The sequence below is a fragment of the Rhizobium sp. N731 genome, assembly GCF_001664145.1.
GTDB classification, from domain to species: Bacteria; Pseudomonadota; Alphaproteobacteria; order Rhizobiales; family Rhizobiaceae; genus Rhizobium; species Rhizobium esperanzae.
Genome location: NZ_CP013601.1, coordinates 3702546 through 3717070, shown reverse-complemented (window position 1 = coordinate 3717070; position 14525 = coordinate 3702546). Strand labels below are relative to the sequence as shown.

Here is a 14525-nt window from a genome sequence, read left to right as displayed (position 1 = left end):
TATTGTTCAGGCCGGGCTGGCGGCATCCTTCATCTGCTGTTCCGTTACGCGCCGGGCTGCCGCTGCGGCATATTTCTGAGCGATGACGGCGCAGACCATCAGCTGAATCTGGTGGAAGAGCATCAGGGGAAGCACGATCGCACCAATCGATTGGCCGGCGAAGATGACGTTTGCCATCGGCACGCCGCTTGCCAGGCTCTTCTTCGAGCCGCAGAAGGTGATGGTGATCTCGTCAGACTTGTCGAAGCCCAGCCAGCGGCTGCCGAACATCGTCAAAACAAGCACAAACGCCAGAAGCACGACGTCGGCGACGACGACAACGGCAATGTCGGCAATCGAGAAAGTGTGCCACAGTCCTTCGACGATCGCCGTCGAGAAGGCGAGATAGACCACCATTAGGATCGAACCGCGGTCGACCGGCATCAGAATTTTCTTCTTGGCGCGAATCCAATCGCCGATCCAGGGCTGCAGGATCTGGCCAACGATAAAGGGGGCAAGCAGCTGCAGCAGGATCTGCTGAAGCGCGTCGAAGGAGAAGCCGCCATGGCCGCCGACGGAAAAGAGCAGGCCGACCAGCAGTGGCGTCAGGAACATGCCGAAAATGTTCGAGGCTGAGGCCGAGCAGATCGCGGCGGGCACGTTGCCGCCGGCCATCGAGGTGAAGGCGATCGACGACTGCACCGTCGACGGCAGCACGCAGAGGAAGAGAATGCCGAGATAAAGCGGCCGTGGCAGGATCGCGTCGGGGATGAAGCCGAGCCCGAGCCCGAGCAGCGGGAAGATGCCGAAGGTCGTCAGCAGGATGATCAGATGCAGCCGCCAGTGCAGCAGACCAGCAATGACGACGTCACGAGAAAGGCGCGCGCCGTGCAGGAAAAACAAAGCCGCGATGGCAATATCGGTGGCGATGCCGAAATAATCCGCAAAACTGCCGCTCGCCGGAAACAGGGAGGCGAGGATGACGGTGCAGACGAGCAGGATCGTGAACGTATCTGGCAGAAAGCGGCGCATGACGGTCTCGCAGCAATAAGGCAACCATTGTTCTGTCGTCCATTATGATCCAGGATGCAAGAAATAACAGTTATCAAGACACTGGATTTTCTATGCTGGACCTCTCGCAGTTGCGCAGTTTCGTCGCCGTCGAACAGATGGGTAGCTTCACGCTTGCCGCGGAAAGGCTGGGCCTCGGGCAATCGACGGTCAGCCAGCATATTCAGCGGCTGGAGGCGGCGCTCGAACGCAAGCTGCTCGCGCGCGACACGCATAAGGTGACGCTCACCGGTGACGGCGAGGCGCTGCTTTCGCATGCGCGCGCCATGCTTTCGATCGAGGGGCAAGTGCAGGCGCTGTTCAAGAGCAACAGCCTGCGCGGCAGCCTCCGGCTCGGCGTGTCGGAGGATTTCGTCACCAGCCAGCTGCCGGCGGTGCTGGAGGATTTCGTTCGCTCGCATCCGTCCGTCGACCTGGAACTGACGGTGGCGCTTTCAGGCGTGCTTTATGAGATGCAGGACAATGGCGAAATCGATCTGGTGCTCGCCAAGCGCCGGCTTGGCGATGCGCGCGGAAAGCTTGTCTATGGCGAGCCGCTCGTCTGGCTGGCGCGCGATCCTGAACGAGTGCTCGCCTCCGGCCCATTGCCACTGATCGCTTTTCCACCGCCGAGCGTGACGCGGGCGATCGCCCTGGAAGCACTTGGGCGCAATGGGGTGCCGTGGCGGATCGTCTGCACTTGCGGCAGCCTGAGCGGACTGACGGCGGCGGCGCGGGCCGGAATGGGCGTGCTGGTGCAGCCGCGCAGTATGGCTCCCTCCGGACTGAAAGAAATTGCTGCGGGAAAATTGCCGGTGCTCGAGGATGTGGAATTCGTATTGGTGCCGCGCAAGGGTGCGGATCAGGCGCTGGTCTCGGCACTCTCCGACGATATTCTGCAAAAGGTGAGGCGGCTGAGGTCGGCATGACCATCGCCGTCACGGAGGAGCCGGCTGGAAATCCTTCTGGTCAGCGATCAGGCGGTCAGGCACCTCAGGAAACCATCCACGTCGGCCACCGTCGTCGCGAAGCTGGTGACGAGGCGGATCAGGGTTTCGCTTTCGGAAACGAGTTCCGACGTTGCCGCAGGCACCGGCCATTCGTAGAATTTTGCGCCCTTTTCCTCTGCAGTTCTTGCAGCACTCTTGCTGATGACGGCAAAGACCTCGTTGGTCGCGGTCCACCAGGCGAGGCGCCCGGCGCTACTGGCGGCAATACCGGCGCGCAGCCGGTCTGCCATGGCGTTCGAATGGCGGGCGAGATCGAGCCAGAGGCCATTTTCGAAATAGGCGTCGAACTGGGCGGCGATGAAACGCGACTTGGAGAAGAGCTGGGCGGCGCGCTTGCGGATGAAGGGCATCTCCCGAGCCCGCTCCGGATCGAAAAAGATGATCGCCTCCGCGCACCAGCAGCCGTTCTTGGTGCCGCCGAAGGACAGCATGTCGACGCCGCGCTTCCAGGTCATCTCCGCCGGGGTGGCATCGAGTGCGATCAGCGCATTGGTGAAGCGGGCGCCATCCATGTGGAGCGGCAGATTGCGCTTTCTCGATATGGCGGCGATCTCGCCGATCTCCGGCAGTGAGTAGACGGTGCCGATCTCGGTCGACTGGGTGATGGTCACAGCGCTGGCGCGGCCATGACGGAGGGCGTCCTCGGGGAAGTGGGCGATCTTTGCCGAAAGTCTGGCCGGATCAATCTTGCCGGATTCGCCGTCGACGGCAACGAGGCGGGCGGCGCCGGAGAAGAATTCCGGCGCGCCGCATTCATCTTCGATTACATGGGCCTCGGAATGGCAGAAAGTAATGCCGCCCGGGCGCTGGACGCTTGCCAGGGACAGGGAATTGGCGGCCGTGCCGGTGGCGACGAAGAAGACGGACACCTCCCGTTCGAAGATTTCGCAGAAGCGGGCCTCGACTTTTTTATCGAGATCGCCGGCACCATAAGCCGGAGCAAAACCGGCCGATTCCTTCAGCAGGCGTTCGGCGATGGATCTGTGGGCGCCGGCCCAATTATCGGAAGCAAAGAACATAGCGCGGACCGTGGGGAGCGAAACAGGTTGGAAGGTTCGCAGCGGACATTACGGCAATCTTTTACGGGATCAAGGCTATTGCCCATAATCCATCACGAAAATTGAACGGCGCAATCAATTAATAAAATGTCCCTCCTTCGCGTAATTTTATTTCGTGGTTGCGATCGATTTGGTAATCTTCCTTCGCAAAATGACGATTTTTGCCGTGGCGCACTTGCGAAGCCAAAGGCTTTCTGGCATAGAACAGATGAATTAGGACAGTGTTGCTGTCCTATTTTGGCCTTTGCGGCCGAAGAAGCGCCGAAAGCCCTGGAACAGGCCCGCTTTCACGCTATAGTTCTTCCGAGCGCCAAGCCCCAGGACGGGCGGCGCGCGGAGGCGAATGGCAGGCGCGGGACGCGACGGTTTGCTTTCCTTTGAAGCAGATGTCTGCGGCGATCTTCACAATGCAACAGCGCTGTCATGCGCCGAACCTATCTTCGGGTTGCGGCGCGCGACGAAAAAGCCGCCCGCGGCCCCGCGGGTTTCGACAGGAGGAAAGACGATGACGAAGACGCCATCCATGGAATTTGACCGATTTGCCGCTGCTAAGACGCGCGCGACGGCCAATATGTCCAAATCCGCCTCCGGCCTGCCGAAGAAGCAGGGCCTTTATGATCCCCGCAACGAGCATGATGCCTGCGGCGTCGGTTTTGTCGCGCATATGAAGGGCGAGAAGTCGCACCAGATCGTCAAGGACGGCTTGTTCATTCTTGAGAACCTGACGCACCGCGGCGCCGTCGGCGCCGATCCGCTGATGGGTGACGGCGCCGGTATCCTGGTGCAGATTCCCGACCGCTTCTTCCGTGAGGAGATGGCCGGGCAGGGGATCACCCTGCCGCCTGCCGGCGAATATGGCGTCGGTCACATCTTCATGCCGCGTAATGAAAAGCAGATCGAGCACTTCAAGAAGGTGATCAAGGACGTCATTGAAGAGGAAGGCCAGGTCCTGATCGGCTTTCGCGACGTGCCGGTCGACAATTCCTCTCTGTCAAAGGCACCCGATATCGCCGCGACCGAGCCGCATCACGTGCAGGTCTTCATCGGCGCCGGTGAGGATGCCGAGAACAATGACGAGTTCGAGCGCCGGCTATTCACGCTGCGCAAGGTGATCTCCAACCGCATCTATGACGAGTTCGAAGGCGAAGAGAGCAATTTCTATCCGGTGTCCCTGTCGTCGGCGACGGTGGTCTACAAGGGCATGTTCCTGGCCTATCAGGTCGGCGCCTATTATAAGGACCTGTCGGACCCGCGTTTCGAAAGCGCGGTCGCCCTCGTGCACCAGCGTTTCTCGACCAACACCTTCCCGTCGTGGAAGCTCGCTCATCCCTATCGCATGGTCGCCCATAACGGCGAGATCAACACGCTGCGCGGCAACGTCAACTGGATGGCGGCGCGACAGGCCTCGGTGTCTTCGCCGCTGTTCGGCGAAGATATTTCCAAGCTCTGGCCGATTTCCTACGAGGGGCAGTCGGACACGGCCTGTTTCGACAATGCGCTGGAATTCCTGGTGCGCGGCGGCTACTCGCTGGCGCATGCCGTGATGATGCTGATCCCGGAGGCCTGGGCCGGCAACCAGTCGATGGCGGCCGAACGCAAGGCCTTCTACGAATATCATGCGGCGCTGATGGAGCCGTGGGACGGGCCGGCTGCGGTCGCCTTCACCGACGGCAGGCAGATCGGCGCGACGCTCGACCGCAACGGCCTCAGGCCGGCGCGTTACCTCGTGACCGATGACGACCGCGTCATCATGGCGTCCGAGGCTGGCGTTCTGCCGGTTCCGGAGGAGAAGATCATTCAGAAGTGGCGCCTGCAGCCGGGCAAGATGCTGCTGATCGACATGGAGGAAGGCCGTATCATCTCCGATGACGAGGTGAAGTCGCAGCTTGCGACGGCGCATCCCTATCGCAGCTGGCTCGACCGCACCCAGCTCATCCTCGAAGACCTGAAGCCGGTGGAGCCGCGGGCGCTGCGCCGCGACGTATCGTTGCTCGATCGCCAGCAGGCCTTTGGCTACACGACCGAGGACACCAAGATCCTGATGTCGCCGATGGCGACGACCGGTCAGGAAGCGATCGGTTCGATGGGCACCGATACGCCGATCTCGGCGATGTCGGAAAAGCCGAAGCTGCTCTACACCTATTTCAAGCAGAACTTCGCGCAGGTGACGAACCCGCCGATCGATCCGATCCGCGAAGAGCTCGTCATGAGCCTCGTCTCGTTCATCGGCCCGCGTCCGAACATTCTCGACCATGAAGGCATGGCGAATGCCAAGCGTCTCGAAGTGCGTCAGCCGATCCTGACCAATGGCGATCTCGAAAAGATCCGCTCGATCGGCCATACGGAAGACCGTTTCGATACCAAGACGCTCGATTTCACCTATGACATCGAGCGCGGCGCTGCCGGCATGCCTGAGATGCTCGACCGACTCTGCGAACGCGCGGAAGCGGCCGTCAAGGGCGGCTACAACATCATCGTGCTCTCCGATCGCCAGATCGGACCTGATAGAATTGCCATTCCGGCGCTGCTCGCAACGGCTGCCGTCCATCATCACCTGATCCGCAAGGGGCTTCGCACCTCGGTCGGCCTCGTCGTCGAAACCGGCGAACCGCGCGAAGTGCATCATTTCTGCCTGCTCGCCGGCTACGGCGCCGAGGCGATCAATCCCTATCTCGCCTTCGACACGCTGCTCGACATGCATGCCAAGGGCGAGTTCCCGAAGGAAGTGGATGCCTCGGAAATCGTCTACCGCTACATCAAGGCAGTCGGCAAAGGTATCCTCAAGGTCATGTCGAAGATGGGCATCTCGACCTACCAGTCCTATTGCGGTGCGCAGATCTTCGATGCGATCGGCCTGTCATCCGACCTGGTCGACAAGTATTTCTTCGGAACCGCGACGATGATTGAAGGCATCGGCCTCGAAGCGATCGCCGAAGAGACCGTCGCCCGACATACTGCCGCTTTCGGCAAGGATCCGCTGCTGGCGACGACGCTGGATATCGGCGGCGAATATGCCTATCGCATGCGCGGCGAAAGCCATGCCTGGACACCGGATGCGGTCGCAGCTCTTCAGCATGCCGTGCGCGGCAATGCCGAGGATCGCTACCGCGAATTCGCCGAGATGGTGAACAATTCGGCGCTGCGCATGAACACGATCCGTGGGCTCTTCAACATCAAGAGCGCCGAGGCGCTCGGCCGCAAGCCGGTATCGATCGACGAGGTCGAGCCGGCCGCCGATATCGTCAGGCGGTTCTCGACGGGAGCGATGTCCTTCGGCTCGATCTCCCGCGAGGCGCATACGACGCTGGCGATCGCCATGAACCGGATCGGCGGCAAGTCGAACACCGGCGAAGGCGGCGAGGAATCCGACCGCTATATGCCGCTCTCGGATGGTTCGATGAACCCGGAACGTTCGGCGATCAAGCAGATCGCGTCGGGCCGCTTCGGCGTCACGACTGAATATCTGGTCAATGCCGATGTGCTGCAGATCAAGGTGGCGCAGGGCGCCAAGCCCGGCGAAGGCGGCCAGCTGCCCGGTCACAAGGTCGATGCGACGGTCGCCAAGACCCGTCACTCGACGCCGGGTGTCGGCCTGATCTCGCCGCCGCCGCACCACGACATCTATTCGATCGAGGATCTGGCGCAGCTGATCTACGATCTGAAGAACGTCAACCCGACCTCCGACGTCTCGGTCAAGCTCGTCTCCGAAGTCGGCGTCGGCACGGTTGCCGCGGGCGTTGCCAAGGCGCGCGCCGATCATATCACCGTCGCCGGCTTCGACGGCGGCACGGGTGCGTCGCCGCTGACCTCGCTCAAGCATGCCGGCAGCCCGTGGGAAATCGGTCTTGCCGAGACCCAGCAGACACTGGTGCTGAACGGTCTGCGTTCGCGTGTTGCACTGCAGGTGGACGGCGGCCTCAAGACCGGCCGCGACGTCATCGTCGGGGCGCTGCTCGGCGCCGACGAGTTCGGTTTCGCCACCGCGCCGCTGATTGCCGCCGGCTGCATCATGATGCGCAAGTGCCATCTCAACACCTGTCCGGTCGGCGTGGCGACGCAGGATCCGGTGCTGCGCAAGCGCTTCAAGGGCACGCCGGAGCATGTCATCAACTACTTCTTCTTCGTCGCCAACGAAGTGCGCGAAATTCTCGCCTCGCTCGGCTTTACCCGGCTCGACGAGATCATCGGCGCTTCGGAACTGCTGGAGAAGGACGAGATGCTGGCGCATTGGAAGGCCAGGGGTCTCGACTTCAGCCGCATCTTCCACAAGGTCGATGCCGCCAAGGAGGAAACCTTCTGGACGAGCCGGCAGCAGCACCCGATCGATGACATTCTCGACCGCGTGCTGATCGAGCAGGCACAACCGGCGCTGACGGACAAGACGCCTGTCGCCTTCGAGGTCGGCATCAAGAACGTCGACCGTTCGGCGGGAGCGATGCTCTCCGGCGAAGTCGCCAAGCGCTTCCGCCATCGCGGGCTGAAGGAAGACACGATCAATGTTACCCTTCGCGGCACGGCAGGTCAGAGCTTCGGCGCCTTCCTGGCACGCGGCGTCACCTTCAACCTGATTGGTGACGGCAACGACTATGTCGGCAAGGGGCTCTCGGGCGGCAAGATCATCATTCGGCCGCCGGAAAATTCGCGGATTGTCGCCGAAAACTCGATCATCGTCGGCAACACCGTGCTTTACGGTGCGACCGAGGGCGAGTGCTACTTCCGCGGCGTGGCGGGCGAACGTTTCGCCGTGCGCAATTCGGGTGCGATCGCCATTGTCGAGGGCGTCGGCGACCATGGCTGCGAATATATGACCGGCGGTGTCGTCGTCGTGCTCGGCGCCACCGGCCGCAATTTCGCGGCAGGCATGTCGGGCGGCGTCGCCTATGTGCTCGATGAAGCCGGCGATTTCGCCAGCCGCTGCAACATGGCGATGGTCGAACTCGAGCCGGTGCCGGAGGAGGACGATATGCTGGAGAAGCTGCATCATCATGGCGGCGACCTCATGCACAAGGGACGTGTAGACGTCTCTGGCGACATGACGCGCCACGACGAGGAGCGCCTCTATCAGCTGATCTCCAACCATCTGCACTATACGGGCTCGGCCCGCGCCAAGCAGATTCTCGACAGCTGGGCCGACTACCGTCCGAAGTTCCGCAAGGTCATGCCTGTGGAATACCGCCGTGCGCTCGAGGAAATGGAGCGTAGCAGGATGGGCATCGCCGCGGAATGATTTGAACCGGAGCATCCGCCACCTGCCGATTGCAGATGGCGGATGACGGAAACATCTCGACGACCCGTAGCGATGACGACGGCGAAAGGCCGTCGGGATCGCGCGTTGTCCTTCAGGAGATCTGTTCCAATGACGGTCAAGACAAGCAACCCGCCCGGGACTCCGGGGACTGACGACACACAACTGGCCGCGGTGAGGCGGTCATGAGGGTAAGGGACGAAGACATGGGTAAGGTTACAGGATTTCTGGAAATCGACCGGCAGGTGGCGAAGTATCAGCCGGCGTCGGATCGCATCCGTCATTTCCGCGAGTTCACGATCCCGATGTCGGACCCGGAAGTGCAGAAACAGGCCGCGCGCTGCATGGACTGTGGCATTCCCTATTGTCACGGCCCGACCGGCTGCCCGGTTCACAATCAGATTCCGGACTGGAACGACCTCGTCTACAACAACAACTGGGAAGCGGCGATCCAGAACCTGCATTCGACCAACAACTTCCCGGAGTTCACCGGCCGCGTTTGCCCCGCCCCCTGCGAGGAAGCCTGCACTTTGAATCTCGAGGATGCGCCCGTCGCCATCAAGACGGTCGAGCAGGCGATTGCCGACAAGGCCTATGAACTCGGTTTCATCCGGCCGCAGCCGGCGACGGTCCATACCGGCAAGAAGGTCGCGGTCATCGGCTCCGGCCCCGCTGGCATGGCGGCCGCCCAGCAGCTCGGCCGCGCCGGCCACGAGGTGCATGTCTATGAGCGCGAGACCAAGCCGGGCGGCTTGCTGCGCTACGGCATTCCGGATTTCAAGATGGAGAAGAACTTCATCGACCGCCGCGTCGAGCAGATGAAGGGCGAGGGCGTCACCTTCCATTGCGGCGTCAATGTCGGCGTCGACCTCAAGATCGAACAATTGCTGGCCGACCACGACGCCGTCCTTTACTGCGGCGGCTCCGAAACGCCGCGCGAGGCGGGCATTCCGGGTACCGACCTTGCCGGCGTGCATGATGCCATGCCCTATCTGGTGCAGCAGAACCGTCGCGTCGGACGCGAGAATATCGACAGCGTCGGCTGGCCCTCGGATCCGATCCTGGCCGGCGCCAAACATGTGGTCGTCGTCGGCGGCGGCGATACGGCTTCGGACTGTGTCGGCACAGCCTTCCGCCAGGGCGCCGTCAAGGTCACCCAGCTCGACATCCGGCCGCAGCCGCCCGAGAAGGAAGACAAGCTCGCCGTCTGGCCCTTCTGGGCGACGAAGATGCGCACCTCCTCCTCGCAGGCCGAAGGTGCCGTCCGCGAATTCCAGGTGGCGACGCTCGAATTCATCGGCGAAGACGGTGTGCTGACAGGCGTCAAATGCTGTGAGGTCGATGAGCGCCGGCGGCCGGTTGCGGGCACGGAATTTGTCATCCGCGCCGATCTCGCCTTCATCGCCATCGGTTTCCGCGGCCCGTTCACGACAAGCGTGCTGAAGGAACTCGAAGGCAAGCTGACGCTCAACACCGACAAGCGCGGCTCGACCAACGTCGTCGCCAACGACCGCGACTACAAGACCTCGGTCGACAAGCTCTGGACGGCGGGCGACGTGCGCCGCGGCCAGTCGCTGGTGGTCTGGGCGATCCGCGAAGGCCGCCAGGCAGCGCGCGCCATCGACGAGGCGTTGATGGGCTCGACCGTCCTGCCGAACTGATCGCATCTCATAGAGGCTGACGAAGACACGAACTCCGCCTTTCCGGCGGAGTTTTTTATTGCTTCTTTTTGCCGGTGCGACCGCTTGACGCGCCTGGGTGGGACGCAAGCCTCAAGCAATGCCGGGCGGTGAGGCTTATGCCTGACGCGGGCTCAGGAGGAGCCGCCGCGAATGATCGACAAGGATTATTCAAATGGTTTCTGCACTCGATAATACCAGGATGGTTTCGGCCCAATACGCCTTGAAGAATCTTCGTAGCTCCGACGAAAGCTCGGAGGATACGCAGAGTTCGTCGGCGGCAAGCATTCTGAGCAGCTACGGACTCGATTCGAGTTCCCCGTCGCTTCTCTCCAATCAGGCGCTGTCGGGGCTGCTCGACACGCTTTCGTCCAAGGACGACACCTCAGACGAAACCGACACGACTGGCGAAAGCGCCGATGTGACCAGCGCCTCCTTCATGTCGATGCTGAAGCAGCAGTTGCAGGAAGCGGCCGCGGCCGAAGGCGAAAGCGGCAAGGCTCACGACATGCTGGCTGCTCTCGAAGCAGGCACGCTCATCATCTCCGATCCGACGCAGGGCGTGTCGATCCCCGCCTGGGACGTCGATGATCCGGATGAGGCCGACACGGAAAGCAAAGCCGGCGAGGCGATCGATATCAGCGGCTGGAGCGATTTCCTCGATGCGCATCTGGAGCGCGGCTCCGACGGCGCCTTTGTCAAGGAGAACGGCAGCTATGTCGACCAGACGAACGACAGCAATGCCTTCTTCGGGCTGATCGGCTCGAACTACTATTATCTGAGCTGGCCACAGGCGGCGTAAGAAGGCCGCCTCGCGTAGCCTTTTTCATTTCACCGAGACTTCGGCCGGCGTCTTGGCTGCCGGCATGCGGTAGTCGTCGACGCGACCGACAGGTGCCGGCGGCATCTCGCCCTGCTCGACCAGGAGGTCGCGCGGTGATTTCGCCAGCGTCACCGGTGGCGGCCTTGCGCCAAGGAGCTCGGCGCCGCCGTCGAGATTGGGATCGGAGAGGCTGATCGGCACGGTGTGCTCGACCGGATTGGTGGGAAGGCCGAGACCTGGCAAATTGCTTTCATCGAGGCGCACCAGATCGGGGCTTGCCTGGGTGCCGAGAATCCGGCGGGCGGGCTTTTCCACATAGAAGGCAAGCTTGCGCCGGCCGGCCTGCGTAAGGTTGATGCCGTCGGAGGTGCGCAGGCGCACCTGCTGGCCGTTCACGTCGGAACCGGTGACGATGAAGGTGCCGTTTTCGTCGACGAACCCATCCCAGATATCGACGAATTCGCCGCCGATGCTCTCGACCTGCTTGCGATAGAGCTGGTTCATCTGGACAGCATCGGCCGTCATCTGATCGGATTCGAAGGCGGGAAGACCGACCCAGAGCAGCGGTATCTTGCGGCTGGTGACTTCCTTGCCGAAAGAAAGGACACGGCTGCGATATTCGGCAAACCAGCCATCGGTGCGGAACTTCTCCTTTGCGGTGTCGGTCACCATCTGCTGGCGGTCATTGGCGCCGATCATGACGACGACCATTGCCGGCTTCAGCTCGTCGATCATCTTCGGCAACTGTTCCGGCCAGTCGTAATAGTCGTCGCGGACAAGGCCCGAGGAAATGTTGCCGCGGGCGTCGACGATGACGCCCGGCGAGGTTTCGAAGGCGGCGGTAAGCCCGTCGCCGAGGCCGCTGGCAAGGAAATCGCCGACGATCAGGATTTTCCGGGCGTCGCCAAGCTTCTGCACGACCGGCTCTTCCTGCACGGGCGGCCGCACAGGCGATGCGGTGCGGGTATTGATCACGGCTTTCTGCGCCGGCGGGCGCTTGCGCTGCTGGCGTCTCGGCTGCTGGACATCAGGGGCCTGCGGTTCGTCGTCGAGATAACGCCGGCCCAGGAAGAAATCGAGAATCGAGCGACGCTGATAGCGCTGCTCCTGGGCTTCGGCGACACGAACGGGTGCAAGCGCGCCGAAGCATAGCGCAGCCGTCGTCAAGGCGAGCGCGAGCCGGCGGATTGGAGTTCGATCAGTTTTCGTCATAGGCAGTTCCGCATCTGCCGGCATCTTGCACGCAGGGCAGGCCAGCGTCCACTCCGCTTACTATTTAGGTCGCGGTTCTGCCGCTTCCAATCAGATTATTGTCCGGCGTCCGCGCCTAGCGGCGAAGTGCGTTCAAAAGCGGCAGCGAGGGCTCGCCGTCCGGCTGCATGCCGATGCGCTCCTGCACGGCCGATATCGCCGCTTTCGAACCCGAGCCGAAATTGCCGTCAACCTCGCCATTGTAATAGCCGAGCGTCTTGAGACGAGTTTGCAGCTCGAATTTCTCGGTGATGTCGAGCGCGCCGTCGGGACGCGGCCAGCGCTGCTGCATGCCGCCATAGCCGGCGATCTGGTCGGCCAGCAGGCCGACGGCAAGCGCGTAGCTGTCCGACGCATTGTAGTTCTTGATGGTGAAGAAGTTTGCCGTCATCAGAAAGCCGGGGCCGCCGGCTCCGGCCGGCATTTTCAGCACGGCTTTGGTGCCGCCGTCGCGGAAGGCCTTGCCGTTCGACCGTTTCAGGCCGAGCTCCGCCCATTGGGCGAGCGTATGGGTCTTGCCGGCCTGCTTGGCGGCTGCGGCGGGAACGACGACCTCGTAGCCCCAGGTCTTGCCGGTATCCCAGCCGTTCTTCATCAGCAGATTGGCCGAGGTCGCAAGCGCGTCCGGCACCGAATTCCAGATATCGCGATGGCCGTTGCCGTCGGCATCGACAGCGTAGAGCAGGTAGCTTGTCGGGATGAACTGAGTGTGGCCCATGGCGCCCGCCCAGGAGCCGGTCATCTGACGTGCCGGCACATCGCCGCTCTGCAGGATTTTCAGCGCCGCAACCAACTGCTTCTTGGCGAATTTGGCCCGGCTCGGATCGGCGTAGGCAAGGGTTGCCAGTGCGCGCGGCACATAGTGCAGCCGGTCGTCCTTGTCGAGGATCGCGCCGTAATTCGATTCCATCGACCAGATCGCGAGCAGAATCGTCTTGTCGACGCCGAAGCGTTGCTCGATCGCATTGAGCGTCCGCGCATGCTTGACGGCCATTTCGCGGCCGATCCTGACGGTGTAGGGATTAACGCGGGAATCAATGTAATCCCAGATCTTCGAGGTGAATTCCGGTTGATAGGCCGCCTTTTCGAGCACGGTCGGGTCGGGTTCGCTCACACCGGAAAAGGCCTTTTGATAGGTTGCCTTACTGATGCCACTCTCAGCGGCTGTTTGGTAAAAATCCGCGATCCATTTCTGGAACCGGGAATCGGCTTTCGCGTTGTCGGGGGCCAGCCCTACCTGGGTGGCGACAACGAGGGCGAGAGCAAGACCACGAAGGGAGTTTTTGTGATTCTGGATCATCGACAGTCGTATCCGTCATCTTCAGTTTTTGGGTGCAGCAGGGGCATCATGTCCGCCCAGACCCGAGACTACAGGAACGGAGTCAACAAATTCTTTACCATGGCGGCCCGCGGCGGTCACCATTGCAAAACAGTCGCAATTCTATACTAGTCAGACGTGAACGGCTTTATTTAAAAGGCGATTTAGTCAAAGCAGGAGGCCTGTGTGGCGCATCACAATAAAGTTCGTAAGGCAGTTTTTCCGGTGGCAGGGTTGGGAACGCGTTTCCTGCCGGCAACGAAGGCTGTTCCGAAGGAAATGTTGACCGTTGTCGACAAGCCTATCATTCAATATGTCGTCGATGAGGCGCTGGAAGCAGGAATCGAGCATCTGGTCTTCGTCACCGGACGCAACAAGCATGTCATCGAAGATTATTTCGATATTCATTTCGAGCTGGAACAGACGCTGCGCGAACGCGCCAAGAAGGCCGAGATAACCCTTCTTGCCCAGCAATTGCCGAAGGCCGGCACGGTGAGCTTCACCCGCCAGCAGGAACCGCTCGGCCTCGGTCACGCCGTATGGTGCGCCCGCGAGATCGTCGGCGACGAACCTTTTGCGCTGCTGCTGCCGGATATGATCATGAAGGGCGACAAGGGCTGCATGAAGGGGATGATCGACCTCTACGGCCAGAGCGGCGGCAATATCATCGCCGTCGAGGAATGTGCCCCCGATCAGGCTCATAAATACGGTATCGTCGGCGTCGGCGAAGCGATCGGCGAAGGCTTCCGCATCACCGGCATGGTGGAAAAGCCTGCCAAGGGAACAGCGCCCTCGAATTTCTTCATCAACGGCCGCTACATCCTGCAGCCTGAGATCTTCAGGATCCTCGAAACCCAGGAGCGCGGCGCCGGCAACGAAATCCAGCTTACCGACGGCATGCTGAAGCTGCTGAAGGAACAGGATTTCGCCGGCTACCATTTCCGTGGCACGACCTACGACTGCGGCGCCAAGGATGGCTTCATCCTGGCCAATGTCGCCTACGCCCTCGAACGCGCCGATATCCGTCCGTCGGTCGAAGGCGGCTTCAAGGAATTGCTTGCCGGCCTGAATTAAGGTTTGCGAACAGCTATGAATGATCGAGCGCCGCGCCT

General features: G+C 61.6%; 9 protein-coding genes. 5 read left to right on the top strand and 4 right to left on the bottom strand.

Annotated features, from left to right (window positions below; all coding sequences use genetic code 11):
• Positions 1–6: 6 nt before the first annotated feature.
• Complete coding sequence (locus AMK02_RS18080) at positions 7–1011, bottom strand: bile acid:sodium symporter family protein (protein WP_064804931.1); 1005 nt, start codon at positions 1009–1011, stop codon at positions 7–9.
• 92 nt (positions 1012–1103) lie between these two features.
• Here AMK02_RS18080 and AMK02_RS18075 point away from each other — a divergent pair, with 92 nt between their 5' ends.
• Entirely contained in the window at positions 1104–1958 is an 855-nt protein-coding gene (locus tag AMK02_RS18075) for a LysR substrate-binding domain-containing protein (protein WP_064804929.1), read from the top strand.
• A 47-nt stretch (positions 1959–2005) separates the two neighbouring features.
• On the opposite strand, the gene AMK02_RS18070 is transcribed toward AMK02_RS18075, so the two are convergent.
• Complete coding sequence (locus AMK02_RS18070) at positions 2006–3058, bottom strand: threonine aldolase family protein (RefSeq protein ID WP_064804927.1); 1053 nt, start codon at positions 3056–3058, stop codon at positions 2006–2008.
• A 544-nt stretch (positions 3059–3602) separates the two neighbouring features.
• Between AMK02_RS18070 and gltB the strand changes: the two genes are divergently transcribed.
• The 3 genes from gltB to AMK02_RS18055 all read left to right on the top strand — a co-directional run bounded on the left by gltB (position 3603) and on the right by AMK02_RS18055 (position 10823).
• Positions 3603–8324, top strand: a complete 4722-nt coding sequence (gene gltB / locus AMK02_RS18065; protein ID WP_064806331.1) for a glutamate synthase large subunit — start codon at positions 3603–3605, stop codon at positions 8322–8324.
• A gap of 224 nt (positions 8325–8548) precedes the next feature.
• Entirely contained in the window at positions 8549–10003 is a 1455-nt protein-coding gene (locus AMK02_RS18060; protein WP_064804925.1) for a glutamate synthase subunit beta, read from the top strand.
• Positions 10004–10196: 193 nt separating this feature from the next.
• A complete protein-coding gene (locus AMK02_RS18055) occupies positions 10197–10823 on the top strand; it encodes a hypothetical protein (RefSeq protein ID WP_064804924.1) in 627 nt (208 codons plus the stop codon).
• A gap of 24 nt (positions 10824–10847) precedes the next feature.
• Here the strand turns inward: AMK02_RS18055 and AMK02_RS18050 are convergent, their stop codons facing one another.
• Both AMK02_RS18050 and AMK02_RS18045 read right to left on the bottom strand, forming a co-directional pair.
• Positions 10848–12080, bottom strand: coding sequence for an SGNH/GDSL hydrolase family protein (locus AMK02_RS18050; RefSeq protein WP_082929683.1), 1233 nt, complete (start codon positions 12078–12080; stop codon positions 10848–10850).
• Positions 12081–12171: 91 nt separating this feature from the next.
• Positions 12172–13395: a lytic murein transglycosylase gene (locus tag AMK02_RS18045; RefSeq protein ID WP_064804920.1), complete on the bottom strand. Its 1224-nt coding sequence runs from the start codon at positions 13393–13395 to the stop codon at positions 12172–12174.
• 204 nt (positions 13396–13599) lie between these two features.
• Here AMK02_RS18045 and galU point away from each other — a divergent pair, with 204 nt between their 5' ends.
• Entirely contained in the window at positions 13600–14487 is an 888-nt protein-coding gene (galU, locus tag AMK02_RS18040; protein WP_064804918.1) for a UTP--glucose-1-phosphate uridylyltransferase GalU, read from the top strand.
• Positions 14488–14525: the final 38 nt, after the last annotated feature.

Bases quoted from the DNA above. Each gene is read 5' to 3' on its own strand.
- AMK02_RS18080 (WP_064804931.1), bottom strand. From the start codon at position 1,011: ATGCGCCGCTTTCTGCCAGATACGTTCACGATCCTGCTCGTCTGCACC.
- AMK02_RS18075 (WP_064804929.1), top strand. From the start codon at position 1,104: ATGCTGGACCTCTCGCAGTTGCGCAGTTTCGTCGCCGTCGAACAGATG.
- AMK02_RS18070 (WP_064804927.1), bottom strand. From the start codon at position 3,058: ATGTTCTTTGCTTCCGATAATTGGGCCGGCGCCCACAGATCCATCGCC.
- gltB (WP_064806331.1), top strand. From the start codon at position 3,603: ATGACGAAGACGCCATCCATGGAATTTGACCGATTTGCCGCTGCTAAG.
- AMK02_RS18060 (WP_064804925.1), top strand. From the start codon at position 8,549: ATGGGTAAGGTTACAGGATTTCTGGAAATCGACCGGCAGGTGGCGAAG.
- AMK02_RS18055 (WP_064804924.1), top strand. From the start codon at position 10,197: ATGGTTTCTGCACTCGATAATACCAGGATGGTTTCGGCCCAATACGCC.
- AMK02_RS18050 (WP_082929683.1), bottom strand. From the start codon at position 12,080: ATGCCGGCAGATGCGGAACTGCCTATGACGAAAACTGATCGAACTCCA.
- AMK02_RS18045 (WP_064804920.1), bottom strand. From the start codon at position 13,395: ATGATCCAGAATCACAAAAACTCCCTTCGTGGTCTTGCTCTCGCCCTC.